The 18540-nt window shown below is 50.1% G+C and carries 22 protein-coding genes; 5 read left to right on the forward strand and 17 right to left on the reverse strand.

The genetic code is table 11. From position 1 onward, the window contains the following. Window positions 1–16 precede the first annotated feature (16 nt). Window positions 17–841, reverse strand: coding sequence for a pyrroline-5-carboxylate reductase (gene proC / locus ACO0LL_RS03310; RefSeq protein WP_422949473.1), 825 nt, complete (start codon window positions 839–841; stop codon window positions 17–19). Then, entirely contained in the window at window positions 831–1535 is a 705-nt protein-coding gene (locus tag ACO0LL_RS03315; RefSeq protein WP_422949474.1) for a YggS family pyridoxal phosphate-dependent enzyme, read from the reverse strand. Before ACO0LL_RS03315 ends, proC begins: the two co-directional genes overlap by 11 nt. Before the next feature lie 133 nt (window positions 1536–1668). Between ACO0LL_RS03315 and ACO0LL_RS03320 the strand changes: the two genes are divergently transcribed. From ACO0LL_RS03320 to ACO0LL_RS03335, 4 genes are all read left to right on the forward strand, one after another. Further along, entirely contained in the window at window positions 1669–2712 is a 1044-nt protein-coding gene (locus tag ACO0LL_RS03320; protein ID WP_422949475.1) for a type IV pilus twitching motility protein PilT, read from the forward strand. Between the two features lie 19 nt (window positions 2713–2731). Beyond that, on the forward strand, window positions 2732–3868 hold the full coding sequence (locus tag ACO0LL_RS03325) for a PilT/PilU family type 4a pilus ATPase (protein WP_422949476.1): 1137 nt from the start codon (window positions 2732–2734) through the stop codon (window positions 3866–3868). Continuing rightward, window positions 3865–4347 carry a glutathione peroxidase gene (locus tag ACO0LL_RS03330; protein ID WP_162039951.1) on the forward strand — a complete coding sequence of 161 codons (483 nt, stop codon included), beginning with the start codon at window positions 3865–3867 and terminating at the stop codon, window positions 4345–4347. The genes ACO0LL_RS03325 and ACO0LL_RS03330 overlap by 4 nt, the downstream gene beginning before the upstream one ends. Window positions 4348–4472: 125 nt before the next feature. Next, on the forward strand, window positions 4473–4751 hold the full coding sequence (locus ACO0LL_RS03335; RefSeq protein ID WP_422949477.1) for a hypothetical protein: 279 nt from the start codon (window positions 4473–4475) through the stop codon (window positions 4749–4751). Between the two features lie 163 nt (window positions 4752–4914). Here the strand turns inward: ACO0LL_RS03335 and ACO0LL_RS03340 are convergent, their stop codons facing one another. The 11 genes from ACO0LL_RS03340 to rplM form a co-directional block, all read right to left on the reverse strand. Then, a complete protein-coding gene (locus ACO0LL_RS03340) occupies window positions 4915–5451 on the reverse strand; it encodes a DUF2867 domain-containing protein (protein ID WP_422949478.1) in 537 nt (178 codons plus the stop codon). 3 nt (window positions 5452–5454) lie between these two features. Next, complete coding sequence (glcF, locus tag ACO0LL_RS03345; protein WP_422949479.1) at window positions 5455–6753, reverse strand: glycolate oxidase subunit GlcF; 1299 nt, start codon at window positions 6751–6753, stop codon at window positions 5455–5457. 3 nt (window positions 6754–6756) lie between these two features. Then, window positions 6757–7821: a glycolate oxidase subunit GlcE gene (gene glcE, locus ACO0LL_RS03350; RefSeq protein WP_422949480.1), complete on the reverse strand. Its 1065-nt coding sequence runs from the start codon at window positions 7819–7821 to the stop codon at window positions 6757–6759. Between the two features lie 31 nt (window positions 7822–7852). Beyond that, the gene (locus ACO0LL_RS03355; protein ID WP_422949481.1) at window positions 7853–9331 is read right to left on the reverse strand and encodes an FAD-linked oxidase C-terminal domain-containing protein; all 1479 of its coding nucleotides are present in this window, start codon (window positions 9329–9331) and stop codon (window positions 7853–7855) included. 175 nt (window positions 9332–9506) lie between these two features. Beyond that, window positions 9507–9995 carry an ankyrin repeat domain-containing protein gene (locus tag ACO0LL_RS03360; RefSeq protein WP_422949482.1) on the reverse strand — a complete coding sequence of 163 codons (489 nt, stop codon included), beginning with the start codon at window positions 9993–9995 and terminating at the stop codon, window positions 9507–9509. A 179-nt stretch (window positions 9996–10174) separates the two neighbouring features. Continuing rightward, on the reverse strand, window positions 10175–10525 hold the full coding sequence (gene erpA, locus ACO0LL_RS03365) for an iron-sulfur cluster insertion protein ErpA (RefSeq protein ID WP_110255173.1): 351 nt from the start codon (window positions 10523–10525) through the stop codon (window positions 10175–10177). Window positions 10526–10573: 48 nt separating this feature from the next. Continuing rightward, on the reverse strand, window positions 10574–10963 hold the full coding sequence (locus tag ACO0LL_RS03370) for a bactofilin family protein (RefSeq protein WP_422949483.1): 390 nt from the start codon (window positions 10961–10963) through the stop codon (window positions 10574–10576). Between the two features lie 112 nt (window positions 10964–11075). Further along, on the reverse strand, window positions 11076–11801 hold the full coding sequence (locus ACO0LL_RS03375; RefSeq protein ID WP_422949484.1) for a DUF6776 family protein: 726 nt from the start codon (window positions 11799–11801) through the stop codon (window positions 11076–11078). A 10-nt stretch (window positions 11802–11811) separates the two neighbouring features. Further along, window positions 11812–12849 (reverse strand): N-acetyl-gamma-glutamyl-phosphate reductase, encoded by a 1038-nt coding sequence (argC, locus tag ACO0LL_RS03380; RefSeq protein ID WP_422949485.1) that lies wholly within the window; start codon window positions 12847–12849, stop codon window positions 11812–11814. Between the two features lie 168 nt (window positions 12850–13017). Then, window positions 13018–13410 (reverse strand): 30S ribosomal protein S9, encoded by a 393-nt coding sequence (gene rpsI, locus ACO0LL_RS03385; protein ID WP_110255177.1) that lies wholly within the window; start codon window positions 13408–13410, stop codon window positions 13018–13020. Between the two features lie 9 nt (window positions 13411–13419). Continuing rightward, the gene (rplM, locus tag ACO0LL_RS03390) at window positions 13420–13848 is read right to left on the reverse strand and encodes a 50S ribosomal protein L13 (protein ID WP_110255178.1); all 429 of its coding nucleotides are present in this window, start codon (window positions 13846–13848) and stop codon (window positions 13420–13422) included. A gap of 440 nt (window positions 13849–14288) precedes the next feature. On the opposite strand from rplM, the gene ACO0LL_RS03395 reads away from it, so the two are divergent. Next, complete coding sequence (locus ACO0LL_RS03395; protein ID WP_422949486.1) at window positions 14289–14744, forward strand: OsmC family protein; 456 nt, start codon at window positions 14289–14291, stop codon at window positions 14742–14744. Here ACO0LL_RS03395 and ACO0LL_RS03400 read toward each other — a convergent pair. The 4 genes from ACO0LL_RS03400 to ACO0LL_RS03415 all read right to left on the reverse strand — a co-directional run bounded on the left by ACO0LL_RS03400 (window position 14729) and on the right by ACO0LL_RS03415 (window position 18320). Continuing rightward, window positions 14729–15508: a BPSS1780 family membrane protein gene (locus tag ACO0LL_RS03400; RefSeq protein WP_422949487.1), complete on the reverse strand. Its 780-nt coding sequence runs from the start codon at window positions 15506–15508 to the stop codon at window positions 14729–14731. The genes ACO0LL_RS03395 and ACO0LL_RS03400 overlap by 16 nt on opposite strands. Continuing rightward, complete coding sequence (locus ACO0LL_RS03405; protein ID WP_422949488.1) at window positions 15505–16470, reverse strand: homoserine kinase; 966 nt, start codon at window positions 16468–16470, stop codon at window positions 15505–15507. Before ACO0LL_RS03405 ends, ACO0LL_RS03400 begins: the two co-directional genes overlap by 4 nt. Before the next feature lie 110 nt (window positions 16471–16580). Further along, entirely contained in the window at window positions 16581–17024 is a 444-nt protein-coding gene (locus ACO0LL_RS03410) for a hypothetical protein (RefSeq protein WP_422949489.1), read from the reverse strand. A gap of 219 nt (window positions 17025–17243) precedes the next feature. After that, window positions 17244–18320: a porin gene (locus tag ACO0LL_RS03415; RefSeq protein ID WP_422949490.1), complete on the reverse strand. Its 1077-nt coding sequence runs from the start codon at window positions 18318–18320 to the stop codon at window positions 17244–17246. Window positions 18321–18540 lie beyond the last annotated feature (220 nt).

Here is an 18540-nt window from a genome sequence, read left to right on the forward strand (position 1 = left end):
CTACTTCTCTTCGCCTCTACACTAACCCGAACTCATCTCCCAATTCTTTCCCTCGGGCTGCTGCTGCCTTGACGGCATTGACGATAGCCTGTTTGACACCGGCGTTTTCCATACTGGTCAAAGCGGCGTAAGTGGTGCCGCCTTTGGATGTAACACGTTCACGTAAAACACAGACTGGTTCTGTCGCTTGCAAGGCAAGTTGCGCCGCGCCGGTAAAAGTCGTCATTGCTAGTTGCAGGCCCTGCTCAGCACTCAGGCCCAGCTCCGTTGCGGCCTGCTGCATGGCTTCAATAAAATAAAACACATACGCCGGGCCACTGCCGGATACTGCGGTAACAGCATCCAGCAAACTTTCATCGTCCAGCCAGGTAGTTGCGCCAACTGCCTGCATGATGTGCTCGGCGATTTGTTTTTGCTCTGCACTGACAGCAGCCAATGCAAACAGACCTGTCATGCCCTGACCTATGAGTGCCGGGGTATTGGGCATGGTACGCACAATTTTTTCATAGCCACCCAGCCAGCGCGCCATATCTGTCGCACGTATGCCGGCGGCAATTGAGATAAGCAGTTGCTGCCCCAGGTAAGGGGCCAGGCCCTGCACGACTTCCCGCAATTGCTGCGGTTTGACAGCCAGGATAATTGCATCCATCTGTGCCAGCCTGGCATCAGCAGCCAGTGCTGTGCTGACACCAAAATCGCTGCTCAATTTATCGAGAGAAGACTGATTGAGGTCTATGACATGAATATGTTCAGCCGTCGTCAAATTCTTGAGCAAGCCGCCTATCAGGGCGTTTGCCATGTTGCCGCCGCCTATGAAGGCGATTTTCATCTTATTTTGCATAATTCCGGTTTCCAAAAATAGCTGTTCCTATTCTGAGCATGGTGCTACCTTCTGCGATTGCTGCGTGCATATCGCTACTCATGCCCATGGACAGGGTGTCCAGGGCAATACCTGCGGCTTGTATGCTATCGCTTAATTGCTTCAACTGGCGAAATGCCTGTCTTTGCACTTGCTCGTCATCACTGGCTTCAGGCACGCCCATCAGGCCACGTAATTGCAAGCCCGGCAACACGGCAATTTTTTGCGCCAGTGCCACAGCTTCTTCAGGCAAAGCACCGCTCTTGCTTGCTTCGCCGCTAATATTAACTTGCAGGCAAATATTCAGGGCTGGCATGCCTGCCGGCCTTTGCTCGGACAGCCGCTGGGCGATTTTTTCCCTGTCGACTGAATGCACCCAGGCAAAATGCTCGGCAATGGGACGTGTCTTATTGCTTTGTATAGGGCCGATAAAATGCCATTCAAGCTGAAGTTGCGGCTTTTTTGCCTGTACTTCTTGCATTTTCTCCAAAGCTTCTTGCAGATAATTTTCACCAAAACAGTGCTGGCCAGCCTCGGCGGCGTCTATGACCGCATCAGCAGGAAAGGTCTTGGACACGGCCAACAGACGTAGTTGTTGCGGATCGCGCCCGCTGGCAAGCGCAGCAGCGCGAATATCAGCACTTACGGCTTGCAAGTTGTCAGAAATTGAGGACATAATCAGTAACCAAAAATCTATCTAATTCGTTGTGGACTTCTGGTAAAACTCCCATCCACAGCTTAATATTGCGATATCTTGCTTTAGAGCAGCTTACCCACAATCAGCAACGATTTCATTACCGGAATTATAAATGGACATTTCAGAACTGCTGGCGTTCTCCGTCAAGAACAATGCCTCCGATTTACACCTATCCTCCGGCTTGCCGCCCATGATACGGGTACATGGTGACGTCAGGCGCATTAATTTGCCTCCACTGGAGCATAAAGACGTCCATGAGTTGATCTATGACATCATGAATGACTCGCAACGCAAAGCCTATGAAGACACGCTGGAGTGCGATTTTTCCTTTTCCATCCCTGGTCTGGCCCGTTTCCGTGTGAATGCCTTTAACCAGGAACGCGGCGCGGCTGCGGTTATGCGTACCATTCCATCCAAGATTTTGTCGCTGGAACAGTTGAATACGCCTAAGATTTTCGCTGAACTGGCCTTGAAACCGCGTGGCCTGGTACTGGTGACCGGGCCTACAGGTTCGGGTAAATCAACCACCCTGGCTGCCATGGTGAATCACCTGAATGAGCATGAATATGGTCACATCCTGACGGTTGAAGACCCGATAGAATTTGTGCATGAATCCAAAAAATGCCTGATCAACCAGCGTGAAGTCGGCCCGCATACGATGTCGTTCAACAACGCGCTGCGCTCTGCCCTGCGTGAAGATCCTGATGCCATCCTGGTCGGTGAGTTGCGTGATCTGGAAACCATACGCCTGGCACTGACTGCTGCTGAAACCGGTCACTTGGTGTTCGGTACCCTGCATACTTCATCTGCTGCCAAGACTATCGATCGTATTGTTGACGTATTCCCGGCGGAAGAAAAAGAGATGGTGCGTTCGATGTTGTCAGAATCCCTGCAAGCGGTTATCTCGCAAACCCTGCTGAAAACCAAGGATGGTTCTGGCCGTGTGGCGGCGCATGAAATCATGCTCGGTACACCAGCGATACGCAACCTGATCCGCGAAGCCAAGATTGCACAGATGTATTCATCGATACAAACCGGTAGTAACCTGGGCATGCAGACGCTGGATCAAAATCTGACCGATCTGGTGCGCCGTAATGTCATCTCGGTGGCGACTGCACGTGGTGCAGCCAAAACACCAGACAACTTCCCAGGCTAAGAGATCAAAGGATAAGAACATGGAACGCGATCAGGCCACCAAATTCATGAATGATTTGCTGAGACTCATGCTCAGCAAAAACGGTTCAGACTTGTTTATTACTGCAGACTTCCCGCCAGCCTTCAAGATAGACGGGCGGGTAACGCCCGTATCGAATCAGCCGCTGTCCCCAGCACACACTGTCGATCTGGCCCGTTCTATCATGAACGACAAGCAGTCATCAGAATTTGAATCGACCAAGGAATGTAATTTCGCGATCAGCCCGTCGGGACTGGGGCGTTTCCGCGTCTCGGCCTTCATGCAACAAGGCCGCGTAGGTCTGGTATTGCGGACGATTACCACAGCCATTCCTAAACTCGAAGACCTGGGCTTGCCGGAAAATCTCAAAGAAATCGCCATGACCAAGCGCGGCCTGGTCATCATGGTGGGAGCTACCGGTTCAGGCAAATCCACCTCGCTGGCGGCCATGCTGGGTTACAGAAATGCAAATAGCTACGGTCACATCATTACGATTGAAGACCCGATAGAATATGTGCACCCGCACATGAATTGCATCATTACCCAGCGTGAAATCGGCATTGATACTGAAGATTGGGGTGCAGCGCTGAAAAACTCTCTGCGTCAAGCACCAGATGTTATCCAGATTGGTGAGATCCGTGACCGCGAAACCATGGACTTTGCTGTTGCCTTTGCGGAAACCGGCCATCTTTGCCTGGCCACCCTGCATGCGAATAGCTCTAACCAGGCGCTGGACCGTATCATCAACTTCTTCCCGGAAGAACGTCGCCAGCAATTGCTGATGGATTTGTCACTGAACTTGAAAGCCGTTATTTCTCAGCGCCTGATACCACTTAAAGGGCGCAAGGGTCGTGCTGCTGCCGTAGAGATCATGCTCAATACCCCCCTGGTGTCTGATTTGATCTTTAAAGGCGCAGTACATGAGATAAAAGAGATCATGAAGAAATCCCGTGAACTGGGCATGCAAACCTTCGATCAATCTTTGTTTGATTTGCATGAAGCAGACGAGATCACCTATGAAGATGCCCTGCGCAATGCCGATTCTGTCAATGAGCTGCGCCTGGCCATCATGCTGAGAGGTAAAGACGCCAAAGACCGTGACCTCAGTGCAGGCACCAAACATCTGGGCATAGTATGAGTACGCTCGATTTTCAAGCTAATAGCCTGCAAGGCACGCCCGTCGATCTGAAGCAATATGCAGGCAAGGTATTGCTGATCGTGAATACCGCCAGCAATTGCGGTTTCACGCCACAGTACAAGGGACTGGAAGCGATCTACCAGCAATTCAAGGACAAGGGTGTTGAAGTACTGGGCTTCCCCTGTAACCAGTTTGGCCATCAGGAACCAGGGTCGGCTGGTGAAATTGGCTCATTCTGCGAAAAGAATTATGGTGTGACCTTCCCGCTGTTCGACAAAATCGATGTCAATGGCGACAAGGCTCACCCACTGTTCCAGCATCTGAAAAGCCAGGCTCCGGGTTTACTGGGCAGCCAGTCCATCAAATGGAACTTCACCAAATTCCTGGTCAAGAAAGATGGCACAGTATTCAAACGCTATGCGCCACAGACTGCACCTAAAGACTTGCTGGATGATATAGAAAAGCTGCTGGCGGAATAATATAAAACCATCACATGGTTTTATAAGAACATATGTGATGGCATTCGTGCGTACTGTACTGAACTCAACTATAGGCTTGTGCAGGCTTTATTTTGAACGCTTGCGCCATCCAACTCGTCAAATTGATGCAACGTTATAAATCTCTTCTCAAGGTGAGCATTCGTCTTTTTGTCAATGGTTTCTTCGGATATCTTTTAGGAGTTTTCGCTGGCGCAGGTGCCGGAAACAATAATCAAGGTAATTACTTCAATTCCATTTTGGTTCCTGCCTGGATAGGTATATTCGTCACAGTGGTAATTCTGAGCTATCTGTTTGCGATAATAAGGCGCCATAAAATTGCAATGGCCATTCCACTAGTGACTATTCCTCTGATGTTTTCAGTATTGTTCCTTACCGCAAATTGACGCAGGCTAATGCCTGTTAGCTCACCCCTCAAAACCTTTGATTAATCAACTGATCAAGAAAGATCGCACTGTCTTCAAGCGAGACTGCACCGAAGGATTTGCTGGATGATATAGAAAAGTTGTTGGCTGAGTGATGATTGATATCACGGGATAACATCTCAGATCACAAGCGCCCCGCCAACATTGCTTGCCGTATCAGGTACTTCAGTCCCCATCGATGAAAAGGGCGTATCAGTCGTATATAGACTCGCCCAAACCAGTTGTGCGTCAAACAGGCCGTTGAGATTACAATAGCAACGGTCTGCTCTTCTTCTACCCGCACAATCGAAAGCCGGAAATCCAGATGGCTATTGTCGCGTCCGGCAACCAGTTCTTCTGAACTCAAATAAAAAATAGGCCATGCGCCTATCTTTTCACCGACTTTATAATCGGATCTCATGCGTGGATGCATGATTTTTGCCTTGTCTGGCACGGCAATGCCAAATAGGGACGCCAGGTAATTACGGCTGAGCATGATGAGCTTCATCCATGTTGGCCGGTGCATGAAAACCGCGTGAAATGCATCGCTGACTGTCAGTTCGCTACGACCAAACTCAACCCTGTACGAATCGCGATAATAGGCTGCATGCACCAGCTCGGGCATCAGCACACTTTGCTCTGGGTGCCCGCATTCGCTGAGGAGTGTGCGCTGGCCAGGCATGTGTCACTCGGGTTTATTGACAGCGGATGATGCACTGTCCGCTTCAGGCAAATCCTGGCTTATCACAGAGTCCTGCAAGGCCCGGTCTATTAGTTCTATCCAGTGTTGTACCGGCAGTTCTGTACCTGATTGCAAATGCGTGAGGCATCCTATATTCGCCGACAAGATCATCTCTGCATCTGTCGCTTCCAGATTGCGTAATTTATTATCGCGCAATTGATACGAGAGCTTGGGTTGCAGGACAGAATAAGTACCGGCTGAACCACAGCATAGATGGCTGTCGGCACACAGCTTCACATCGACACCTATGGCCTTCAACAGGCCTTCGACCTTGCCGCGTATTTGCTGGCCGTGTTGCAGGGTGCACGGTGGGTGCCATGCAATGCGCTTGCTGAGTGTGTTGATATTGCCTTGCAAACGCTGTACCAGTTGCGACTGGAATTCTGGCAAAATTTCACTAAGGTCACGGGTCAGCATGGATATCTTTCCAGCCTTGCCTGCATATGCGGCATCATGCGCCAGCAGATGACCATACTCTTTTACCGTAGCACCGCAGCCAGAGGCGGTCATGACGATGGCTTCTGCACCGGCTTCTACGTATGGCCACCATGCATCGATATTCTGGCGCATATCATTGAGGCCATCTTCATGCTCATTCAAGTGATAGCGTATGGCCCCGCAACAGCCAGCCTTTTGCGCAATCTGCAATTGCACGCCCATGGCATCAAGCACCCTGGCAGCGGCAGCATTGATATTTGGCGACATCGCAGGTTGCACGCAACCGTCGAGCAAGAGCATTTTGCGGGCGTGCTCAGTTTGCGGCCATAGTCCTGCATCTTGCGCCAGCGGCACTTTATTTTGCAAGGACCTGGGCAAGACTGCGCGCAGGCTTTGCCCCAGCTTCATCGCGGGATTGAATATCCATTTGCGTGGCAGCACGGCCTTGAGCGCAGCGCGATTGAGTTTTTGGAACAGTGGGCGGCCTACCTGTTTTTCTACGACTTGACGGCCTATATCCACCAGGCGGCCATATTGCACGCCGGATGGGCAGGTGGTTTCGCAATTGCGGCATGTCAGGCAGCGGTCCAGATGTTGCTGGGTTTTAGCCGTAGCTGGTTTGCCTTCCAGGACCTGCTTGATGAGATAGATGCGGCCACGCGGGCCATCAAGCTCATCACCGAGTAATTGATAAGTCGGGCAAGTGGCTGTACAAAATCCGCAATGCACACACTTGCGCAAGATATCTTCAGCTTCTTTGCCTTCGCGTGTGTCTTTGATGAAATCAGCGAGATTGGTTTGCATTGTTTACCAGCCTTTATACATGCGACCGATATTGAATATACCGGCAGGATCAAAAGTATTCTTCAGGCGTCTGTGTATCTTTTCCAAGGGTGCAGACAAGGGGGCGAACACGCCTATGCTCTTGTCACCACCACGGAATAAAGTCGCATGACCACCGGCAGCCAGTGCCGTCAGGCGTATCAGTTCTGGTTTTTCTGTGCTGTAGAGCCAGCGCTGCGCCCCGCCCCATTCGATCATGGATTTGCCAGTCAGCTTCAGGGCCGGGCTGGTAGATGGTAGCGACAAACGCCACAGACCGTGCTCTTCTTCCTGCTGGAAAAAATCCAGGGTCTGTTCACGCAAAGCTGTCCAGAAAGCAGTGGCATCGTGCATTTCTTCACCACCCAGGCTGGCCTTGGCGGCACGCACTGCGGCATCGGCACCGGACAGGCGCAGCATCAAACGACCTACATGCCAGCAACTGGCAGAGATAGGCAGGGCCTGACCTGCCCATAGATTCAAACGCGTCAAGGCATCTGCTTCTGACAAGGCAAAAACCAGGGTGGTTTCAGCAAAGGGACGTGGCAAAACCTTGACGGAAATATCCAGTAGCAAACCCAGGCAGCCCATGGAACCAGTGAGCAAGCGCGAGACATCATAGCCAGCGACATTCTTCATGACCTGACCACCAAATTCCAGTATTTGCCCCTGCCCATTCATGAGGCTGGCACCGAGCACAAAATCACGCACGGCACCAACGGCCGGCCGTCGCGGGCCAGACAAGCCCGCAGCCACGACACCGCCTATAGTGGCGGTAGCACCAAAGTGCGGCGGCTCAAATGCCAGCATCTGGTTTTGTGCTGCCAGGGCGGCTTCTATTTCTGGCAGCGGCGTACCGCTGCGGGCTGTCAGTACCAGCTCAGTCGGGTCATACGCCAGGATGCCGCTGTAGGAGCGGGTATCCAGCACCTCACCCTGCGGTTCCTGCCCATACCAGTGCTTGCTGCCACCGCCCTGTATCTGCAGCGCTGTGCCGCTGGCGCTTGCTGCCAATATGCGATCACGAAAATTGTCTAGCGTCGTTTGCATGCCATCGTCCAATTAAGTCTAGCCTCTGTCTTTAAAAACGCGGCAAATCAGGGAACTTCAAACTGCCTCTTTTCACATGCATGCGGCCGTATTCAGCACAGCGATGCAAGGTAGGTATGGCTTTGTCAGGGTTAAGCAAGGCATCTGGATCGAAAGCTCGTTTCAAGGCGAGGAAGGCGGTAATCTCTTCACTGGAAAACTGTATACACATGGAATTGATTTTTTCTATGCCTACGCCATGCTCGCCAGTGATCGTGCCACCGACCTTGACGCATAACTCCAGTATCTCGGCACCAAATTCCTCGGCCCGGTGAAACTCACCTTCTTTGTTTGCATCAAATAAAATCAGCGGATGGAGATTGCCATCGCCAGCATGAAAAACATTGGCGCAACGCAGGCCATATTTTTTTTCCATGGCGGTGATGCCGATCAGGACTTGCGCCAGATGCTTGCGCGGTATCGTGCCATCCATGCAGTAATAATCGGGGGAGATACGACCCGCAGCGGGAAAGGCATTCTTGCGGCCAGACCAGAAACGCAGGCGTTCTGCTTCGGTAGTGGACACGGCCAGTGCGGTGGCACCAGCCTGCTCCAGTACGGCACTCATGCGGGCGATTTCTTCTTCGACTTCTTCTATGGTACCGTCTGATTCACAGAGCAAAATGGCTTCGGCATCGGTGTCATACCCTGCCTGCACAAAGGGTTCAACCATGCGTGAAGATGTCTTGTCCATCATCTCCAGCCCAGCGGGGATGATGCCTGCCGCAATCACGCTGGCAACCGCATTGCCACCTTTTACTACATCATCAAACGACGCCATGATGACGCGTGCTGTTTGCGGCTTGGGTATCAGTTTGACGGTCACTTCAGTGACGACACCGAGCATGCCTTCAGAACCTATGAACACGGCCAGCAAATCCAGGCCAGGCGCATCCAGCGCACCGCCACCCAGCTCGATGACTTCGCCTTCCATGGTGATGGCGCGTACCGCCATGACATTGTGAACGGTCAGGCCATATTTAAGGCAATGCACACCACCAGAATTTTCTGCAACATTGCCGCCTATGGTGCAGGCGATTTGTGAAGACGGGTCGGGCGCATAATACAAGCCGTGGGTAGCTGCCGCTTCAGAAATCGCCAGATTACGTACGCCAGGTTGCACGACCGCAGTGCGGGCATAGGCATCGACTTTGATGATTTTATTGAGCTTGGCGGTTGACAGCACCAGGCCGTCAGCAATCGGCATGGCTCCGCCAGACAAACCGGTGCCAGCGCCACGCGGCACGATGGCAATTTGCTTTTCGCGGCAGATATTGATGATGCTGATGACCTGGCTTTCATTCTCGGGCAGGGTCACCACCATCGGTAACTGGCGGTAGGCTGCCAGGCCATCACATTCATAGGGGCGGGTATCTTCTTCATCATACAAAATGCAATGCGCAGGCAATTGCTGCCGCAGTGCGCGCACAAGGTCTTGCTGGCGTGAAGATATGGCGAGTGATGCTTCCATGCTGGCTCCTGTTGATTCAAGGAGTGTAATCAGCTTTCCATGTCTTGTGATGAATTGTTCTCAGAAATTGCCGCAAATACTTTTCATTGCTTCTTGTAGAAGTGTTGTATGCAACAGCCTGCCAAGGAGACAGCTTTACAGAGCGAGAAATTACCAGCTCTATCCGTAAAAAAATTTACTTAGCGCCAGCCTTGACCAGAACATCTATCATTTTCTTGTTCGGCTTGGCTACGCCCTTCGCCCATGACAAAGGCGTATCACCATTAGGTGCAGTGGCATTCACGTCAGCTTTTTTGCTGATCAAAAGCTGAACTGTTTCCAGCTTGTCTGACATCACGGCGCAGAATACAGGGGTATGCCCGTCGCCATTGGTAGATTCTATGCTGGCACCAGCCTTGAGCAAAGCCAGGATGATGTCATTGTTACCCTTCAATGCTGCCTGCGTCATGAAAGTGGGGGCTGCACGGCTGTCCTCCTGCAAGTCCAGCTTGATCTTGTCCTTGATGAGCTTTTCTACGGCAGCGGCGTCATTACCATCAATCGCCTTGAGCATGGCATTGTACTGGCGGCGTTCTGATTTGCTCAACTCGCCTTCGCCTGCATGTACGGCCATCGTCATCGTGAGTGAGATGGATATCAGGACCAATGCCAGTTTATTTTTCATGTCGAACCACCTTGCTAAATTGATTAAATGCCAGAGGGCGGAATCTTACATGAAATCATTTAATAAGCAGTTTATTAAGAATCTATAAACTGTAACAATTAGTTCTAGCTTTAGCTCCAATCAGGCACGCAAAAACAAAAGGACGCCTAAGCGTCCTTTTTCAGGCAAATCGACGAGGATTATGCTGAGAATGAAGAACCGCAACCACAAGTGGTTGTTGCATTTGGGTTCTTGATGACGAACTGTGCGCCTTCGAGGTCATCCTTGTAATCGATTTCTGCACCAACCAGGTATTGGTAGCTCATGGAATCGATCAGCAAATGGACGCCATTCTTGGTCATGGTCGTATCATCTTCATTAGTGATTTCATCAAATGTGAAACCATACTGGAAACCTGAGCAACCACCGCCTTGTACGAAGACGCGCAGTTTCAGGTCAGGGTTACCCTCTTCTTCAATCAGCTGGGCTACTTTGGCAGCGGCGCTTTCAGTGAAAACAATGGGTGCGGGCATTTCGGCAACAGCGTTCATAATTACTCCTTCAGACTATTTACCATCATTATAGACCCGCACAGAAATCTATGCATTGTTCGCTGCGAGTTTCAAGACAGGTTCTTGTGCCTGATCATGGCTAAGCTTGCCAGATACCACGGCACCGCTCAGCATTTCCAGTGTTTTGTAGTGCACATCACCAGATATTTGTGCTTTTGGCTGTAATTCAAGCAATTCTGATGAAAATACCGGGCCATTGATGACGCCATTGACCACGATATGGGCGGCGCGGACTTCACCATCAATTTTGGCTTGCTCAGAGATCACCAGCATGCTGGAGGCTTCAAGATCAGCGACAACATTGCCGCGGATATGGCCATCAATGCGCAAACCGCCTTTAAAATGCAAATCGCCCTGGATGACGGTGGTTGCACCGATCAGGCTGTCTATGGTGTTTTTGGTTTTTCGATTAAACATTGGTGTTCCTTCTTGAGGAAATAAGCCAGAAGCCGCAGCATATCAGAAATGCTATTTTAGCAAGCGCAGCGTTTCTTTGCCTGGTTTATGAGTTGACCGCTTAGATTGACCACTATAAATTGACCATTTGCTGAGCCCGGATCTGGCCATTCGATAATACCTTGGCCTGCACACCTTTAACCGTAGCTCCTTCTGGCAAGGTAATAGTACCTTCCAGTCTTTGATAATGCCGGAATGACAACTTCAGCTTACCGGCATCGCCCGATTTAGGATCGGGAAACAGCATCGTAGCAGGTTTACCCGCTTGTACCAAGTTCAGGCTGAATTGCATTTCCCCGGTGAAATCACGGCCGCTTTTACCGCCTTGCATCACCAGCGCCCTATAGCGCAACTGGCCTGGGCTGAGTATTTCCACCTTGAAATTCTGTAGCGAGATACCTTCGGCACCGACTGCAGAAGGCGTCAGGCTTTCAAAAAAGGCCAGATCATCTTTGAGCTTGAGGTTTTCTGTCGTCAAAGCCTTGACCTGGTCGGTCAACTGCTTTTGGGTAGATTTGTCGATATTGACCGTGCTCTCTATGGTATTGGCTGCCAGTGACAACTTGTCACGCTCGGCAGTCAATTCCTTGATTTTTTCTTTGAGTTCTTCGACCTGGTCAGCACTGATCCTGGATCCAAACGCAAAATTCTTGCCCAGATCATAAGTCCACCAAGCGATGCCGGCAGCAACAGCAATGACGATGCCAGCCATGGCCATTTTTGATGACCATGGACGTTCATGCGTAATCGTCATTTTTGGCGCCAGAAAGCGCTTGGGAGTCAGACGTGACTTTGCCATGACCGCGCGATTACGGCAGCACTGGCACGTGCATCAACCCGGTCGTTTCTTCCAGGCCAAACATCAGATTCATACATTGCACTGCCTGACCGGATGCGCCTTTGACCAGATTATCCTGCACGACCAGTATGACGACCGTATTGCCATTATTTGGCCTGTGCAAAGCCAGGCGTAACATGTTGGAAGCGCGGGTGGAACGTGTCTCTGGATGCGAGCCAAATGGCAAGACATCAACAAAAGCTTCATCCTTGTAGGCGTTTTCAAACAGGGCTTGCAGATCTTCGTTGCTGATTTCTGTATTCAGGCGCGCATACAGGGTGGAATGCATGCCACGTATCATCGGTACCAGATGCGGCGTGAACAGCAGGCCAATCTGGTCTTTGCTGATGCGCTGCAATTGCTCTACCGTCTCAGGAGTATGCCTGTGGCCGGATACAGCATAGGCTTTGAAGCTGTCACTGGTCTCAGAGAACAACAGGCCCAGCTCGGCCTTGCGGCCAGCACCGGATACACCGGATTTACAATCAGCGATGAGGTTGCCTGCATCAATGATGCCCGCCTTCAGCAGCGGTGCAAAGCCCAGTTGCATGGTGGTTGGATAGCAACCTGGGTTGCCAACTACTCTGGCGGTCTTGATGGCGGCACGGTTCAGCTCTGGCAGGCCATACACGGCTTCTTCCAGTACGTCAGTACAGGTGTGCGGGATGGCATACCATTTTTCAAATTCAGCCACATTCTTCATGCGGAAGTCGGCTGCCAGGTCGATGACCTTGACGCCAGCAGCCAGCAGTTCAGGTGCCTGTGCCATGGCGACGCCATGCGGGGTAGCAAAGAAGACGACGTCGCATTCTTTGAGGTTGGCTTTGTCAGGCGCAGAAAAAGCGATATCGACGCGGCCACGCAGGGAAGGATACATGTCAGAAACCGGCAAACCATCTTCCTTACGGGAAGTAATTGCCGTGATGTGCGCCTGAGGATGGGTGGCCAATATGCGCAATAATTCTACCCCGGTATATCCAGTGCCACCTACGATGCCAATTTTGATCATATGCTTTCCTTGCAAGAAATTTTGACGCTATTCTAGCAGCATAAGAGTCCATGTCGCTGCGACTGAAAAAACTCGTTACATGCTCCAAAGCAAAAAAGCCGCCCTTGCAGGCGGCTTTCTCTTGTAACAATTGCAGCAATTGTAGTACTTGCTTCCAGCGATAAAAAATTAACGCTTGGAGAATTGTTTTGCGCGACGTGCTTTGCGCAGACCAACTTTTTTACGTTCAACTTCGCGAGCATCACGAGTAACGAAGCCAGCTTTGGACAATTCAGGTTTCAAAGCTGCATCGTAGTCGATCAGTGCACGAGTGATACCGTGACGAACAGCACCGGATTGGCCGGATTCGCCGCCGCCGTGAACGTTAACCATAATGTCGAATGTTTCGAGATTATTAGTCAGTTCCAGAGGTTGACGGATGACCATCAGGCCAGTTTCACGAGAGAAATACTCGTTTGCTGGTTTGCCGTTGACAACGATCTTGCCGCTGCCGGATTTCAGGAATACGCGAGCAACTGCGCTCTTGCGACGGCCAGTTCCGTAGTTGTAATTACCGATCATGGCTAATCCTTAGATGTCGAGTACTTGTGGTTGCTGAGCTGCGTGCGGATGTGTTGCATCTGCATAGACTTTCAGCTTCTTGATCATTGCATAGCCGAGTGGGCCTTTAGGCAACATGCCTTTAACAGCTTTCTCGAGTGCACGACCTGGAAAACGCTCTTGCATTTTCTGGAAATTTGTTTCATAGATACCGCCTGGATAACCAGTGTGACGGTAGTATGTTTTGTTGAGAGCTTTAGTACCAGTCACGCGCAGTTTGCCTGCGTTAACAACAACGATAAAATCGCCTGTATCAACGTGTGGTGTAAATTCTGGTTTATGTTTGCCGCGTAAACGGAGTGCCACTTCGCTGGCAACACGTCCGAGTACTTTATCTGTCGCGTCAATCACGAACCAGTCGCGCTGAACCTCATGGCCCTTAGCGGAAAAGGTTTTCATGTTGAATCCTAATAAAAGTTAAAAACGCCCTCAAATATTCTGTGTTTTTGGTGGTTCTGCCATTAATTTCAGCAGACTCGTCCTTATCACTTCTCCCTTGGGCGATCAGGGAGTCGGAAATTATAGTATTTTCAAAGACTTAGTGCAAGAACTGTTTAATTTTTGTGCAGGCTTGGCAGCAAGCATGTGGGAATTTTGCAGAAACACAGGCAAAAAAAACCCGAAGACTGGCTTCGGGTTGAATCCACCAAAGGAGTAGGTGGAGGAGACAATTGCGAGGTTAGTTGACAGACTTGCTATTAACTAACCGATGAGTCAATAATAGGATAAGAAATTGTGCAGTGCAAGGTAATTCACAGTTTTTTTCGCAAAAGTTCACGATTTTGAGCAATAGGCTACAATCTGAGGACGGTATTTTCTAATTCATTGGGGAGTAAAGAATGGAAGCAACAGTACGCTGGACTGGGTCGTCCGGCATGTCTTTTCTGGCAGAAACCGGTTCCGGTCATGCGGTATTAATGGATGGCGCACCAGATGGTGGCGGCCGCAATCTTGCGCCGCGCCCTATGGAGATGGTATTGCTGGGAACGGGCGGCTGCTCGGCCTATGATGTGGTGCTGATTTTGCGCAAGGGCAAACAGGATATCCGTGGCTGTGACGTCAAGCTGACAGCCGAACGGGCGGAAACTGAACCCAAGGTATTCACCAAGATCAATTTCCACTTCGTTGTGCGTGGCCGTCAGTTGAAACCTAACCTGGTTGAACGCGCTATTAAGCTCTCACATGAAAAATACTGCTCTGCGTCAATCATGCTGGAAAAGACAGCAGAAATGACGCATAGCTTTGAGATCATCGAAGATCTCGACTTGCCCTCAGAACATCAGGCTGCAGGCTGACTTTCCTGATCCGGCTTACCAAAAACATCTGTGTAAGTCGGATAAGAAGAGCAATAAGCGATAACAAAAATAAGAAATGACAATGCTGCAAGCATAAGTGCTGCAACATAAATATCTATTCCTGCAAAAATGAGTGCAAACGGGCTGACCAGTATCATCACACCATACAAGCCAAGAATATAGACAATGAAGGCTTTCCAGGAATGCAGCACGGCGAAGAAGCTATAGAACATGGATTTCATCAGCGACATTCGCTGCCATACCATCAACGGAACGCTGTACCAAAATGCCATTGCAAATGGAATGTACAGCAGGACCGAAAAGAAAATACCCTTGAAAGGAAAAGCTTGCTGCAGCGCATTCGCATCCATAGGCCCGGCAGTTTGCATAATTTTTACGAAGGCCTCAATATCTCCGTCAGCCAGTGCATCAGAAAGTAAGCCCGTTACAAATATGGCAGCTATACGGAAAACACCCGATCCCAGCAAAGCAAGCCTGTGCTGAGATTTAAAACCGATAAAAAGCAAGCTGGGCGTTATTCTCTGCTCATTTTCGATCAGCAAACAGGCTTGCATAAGCCCGACTGAAAATACCGGGAACAAAAACAGGCTCAGGAATTGCCCTGCTAAAGGAATGAACTTCAGCAATTGAGTCAGCATCATCCATAAGAAAAACAAGCTGATCAACTCTGCGGGCCGTTGACGGAATAAGGCAAAACCCCGGGTCACCCAGGTCCAGCCTGACCTTGCATCTACTGTTTTCATGTATTGACAGGCAATGCCGGGACACGCCCCGATTCACGCAGGCGCAAAATACGCTCAAAATGTGTAGGATCATGCGGAGTCAGCATTTCTGCATCCCTCGGTTGGTAAAAATCATACAGACGCGACAACCAGAAACGCAAAGCCGCTGCGCGCAACATGGGCTGCCAGGCAATGCCTTCTTCTTCCGTGAAAGGGCGCACTGCATGGTAGGCGTTCAACAGGGCTAGCACGCGTGCCTCATCCAGTACGCCAGTGGCAACATCAATACACCAGTCATTGACGGTTACGGCCACATCAAAAATCCAGGTATCGCAACCGGCGAAATAAAAGTCAAAGAAACCGGTCAGGCGCTCGCCGTCGAACATCACATTATTGCGAAACAGGTCGGCATGCACAGGGCCACGCGGCAAGGCACGGTAAATTGGCGTGCTGTCGAAAGCGTCCTGGAAATGTACTTCGGCCCGCAACAGATGCTGCAATTCATCTGACAGGAAAGGCAGTACCTTTGGCGTGGTCTCATGCCACCAGTCCAGCGAACGCAGATTGGGTTGCTGTATGCTGAAATCCTTACCTGACACATGCATACGTGCCAGCATGGCACCTACCTCGGCACAATGAACAGACTGCGGGTCCATTTGTGAGCTGCCTTCAAGCTTGCTGACAATCGCGGCAGGCTTGCCATGCAGAGCGACCACTAGCTCACCCTGATCATTGGCAATAGGCGCAGGCACCAGTACACCATGATCTGCCAAATGACGCATGAGCTTCAGGTAAAACGGCAATTGCTCAAAGCTCAGATTTTCAAAAATCGTCAGGACGAATTCACCTGCTTCGGTATTGATGAAAAAATTGCTATTTTCTATGCCTGAAGCAATACCTTTGATGCTTAAAGCTCTACCCAAAGGGAATTGCTGCATCCAGGGGCCAAGATCGTCCAGGGTTACCGGTGTAAAAACTGCCATATCAATAAAAAAATGAGAACTAAGTGAATGCTTACTGCGAATATTTACCGTCAATGCTTGGCTACCGCCCGGTTTGCTCAGTGCATGCCTGGCGACTACCTTGTAAGCACTTACTTTGCGATAGCAGAACTGGCAGGAGCAGCAGATTTTGAAGCAGGTGGCAGAACATCAGGAGGATTACCCTCTTTCACTTCTTTCTTGCCGCCAAATTCAAGTATGGTCCATTGGGCCGCACGATTGGCATCGCCCTGCACCGTACCTTTAGGCGCGTTGCCTACGTCGGTATCGGTTTTGACTGTGTAATTGCTTTTGCCAGACTTCACTTGTACTTCTGTACCCTTGCCGCCAATGACGCGTTTTTCTGTCACTTTGGTCCTGGGTTCTGGCTTGCTCACCGATACGCCTTTGGGATCGGGGATTTCTTCCAGTTTTTCCATTTTTGGCGGAGGTGGCACATCAGCCTTGGAAGGTGCTTGTGCTGAAGCGGACTGAGCGGCTGTGAATGCCAACAAAAACGACATCAGCAGCATTGCAGATTTGTTTGTGATTTTCATGTTGAAGCCCGGAAACGATATATGTTCAATCATTGTAACAAACCCAGGCGGGTCTGACAGGAATATACGGTCAGACCTTGCGCAAAGCTGCTGTCAGCGTTTGCCTGCTGCTAAATTACAATTACTGTAAGACTAAAATAAAAGAGGCGCTATCTTTGAAGATAGCGCCTCTTTCGTATTCAAATCAAACTGGCCTGAGCCAGCCAGACAAGAACCGTATTAGAACTGGTGACGTACACCGAATGTCAATTCTTTTACGTCAGCGCCTTTAACTGCTGCGCCCACTTTTTGGGAATTGGCATCTTGTGTTGTGCTTGCGAAAGCAGCATACAGGTCAGTACGCTTGGAGAATGTGTACTGGTAACCGATTGCGAATTGCTTAGCATCGCCAACTGTAGCAGCGGAGTTAGCTGCAACTGGAGTAGAGTCTTTGATTTTGGTGAAAGTAGCCAAAATTTTGTTTGTTGGATCAAACGGAACTGTTACGCCCAGGGAGAAGATCTTTTGATCAACTGCCAAAACAGCGTCATCGCTCACTTTTTGATAGATAAAGACTGGTTTAGCTACGCCGAAATCATAAGCAACAGCCAGAGTGTTACCTTTACGTGCATTGATAGGACCGTTAGCAGCAGCTTGGCCGTTATCTTTAACGAAAGAGTAACCAACATCCAGGCCATCAGCGTTGTAACGCAGGTTCAGACCCAGAGTACGGCCAGCAGAGTTATCGCCAGCGGCTTCGCCGAAACCGTATTGACCAACAGCAGAGAAACCGTTCAGGTTGCCTGGTGTGTAGTAGTAGATTGCATTACTTGCACGGCCACCGGAGTTAGCATTCGCGCCTGCTACAGTCGCTGTGCCACCAATGAAGTACAAATTGGACAGACCATTGCCGCTGTTGATGTAGCCAGATGCAAACGGATCAAAGTTGTCGAAGAATTTGAAAGTTGGAGTCTTGTCGCGGCCCAGATCTACTGTACCGAAATCGCCAGACAGGCCAACTGTAGAACGACGGCCAAATGTACGGCCTTGAGCAGAGCTACCGTCATCAACGTTCAGACCCATTTCCAGAACGAAGTTGGCTTTCAAGCCACCACCGAGGTCTTCAGTACCTTTGAAGCCCAGACGGGAACCGTTTTCCTGACCACTCTGGAGTTTGTTGAAACGGCCAGCAGGTGTGCCGTTATCCAGACTTTGGAAGCCAGCGTCAACGATACCGTAGATAGTAACGGAAGATTGAGCAAACGCTGCACCGGAGAAAGCACTCATCAGAGCAAGTGCGAGGAATGATTTTTTCATTATCTAGTATCCAAAAATGAATGTTAAGTTTTCACCAATTTATATCAAGCACGGTAAAAACAGAATTACAGGTGTTTTACAGCCTTGAATCGGTAAGAGATCCAATGACAAGCGGCACGATACCTGCGAAAAGTGACAACTTGATGAATTCAATGTGTTTAGAAAGCTACACTCTAATAAAGTTCAGCTTAAAAGAACACGATGGAAATCTTATTTGCAT

Source organism: Undibacterium sp. TC4M20W, assembly GCF_049340245.1.
In the GTDB taxonomy this organism is placed as follows: domain Bacteria; phylum Pseudomonadota; class Gammaproteobacteria; order Burkholderiales; family Burkholderiaceae_D; genus Undibacterium.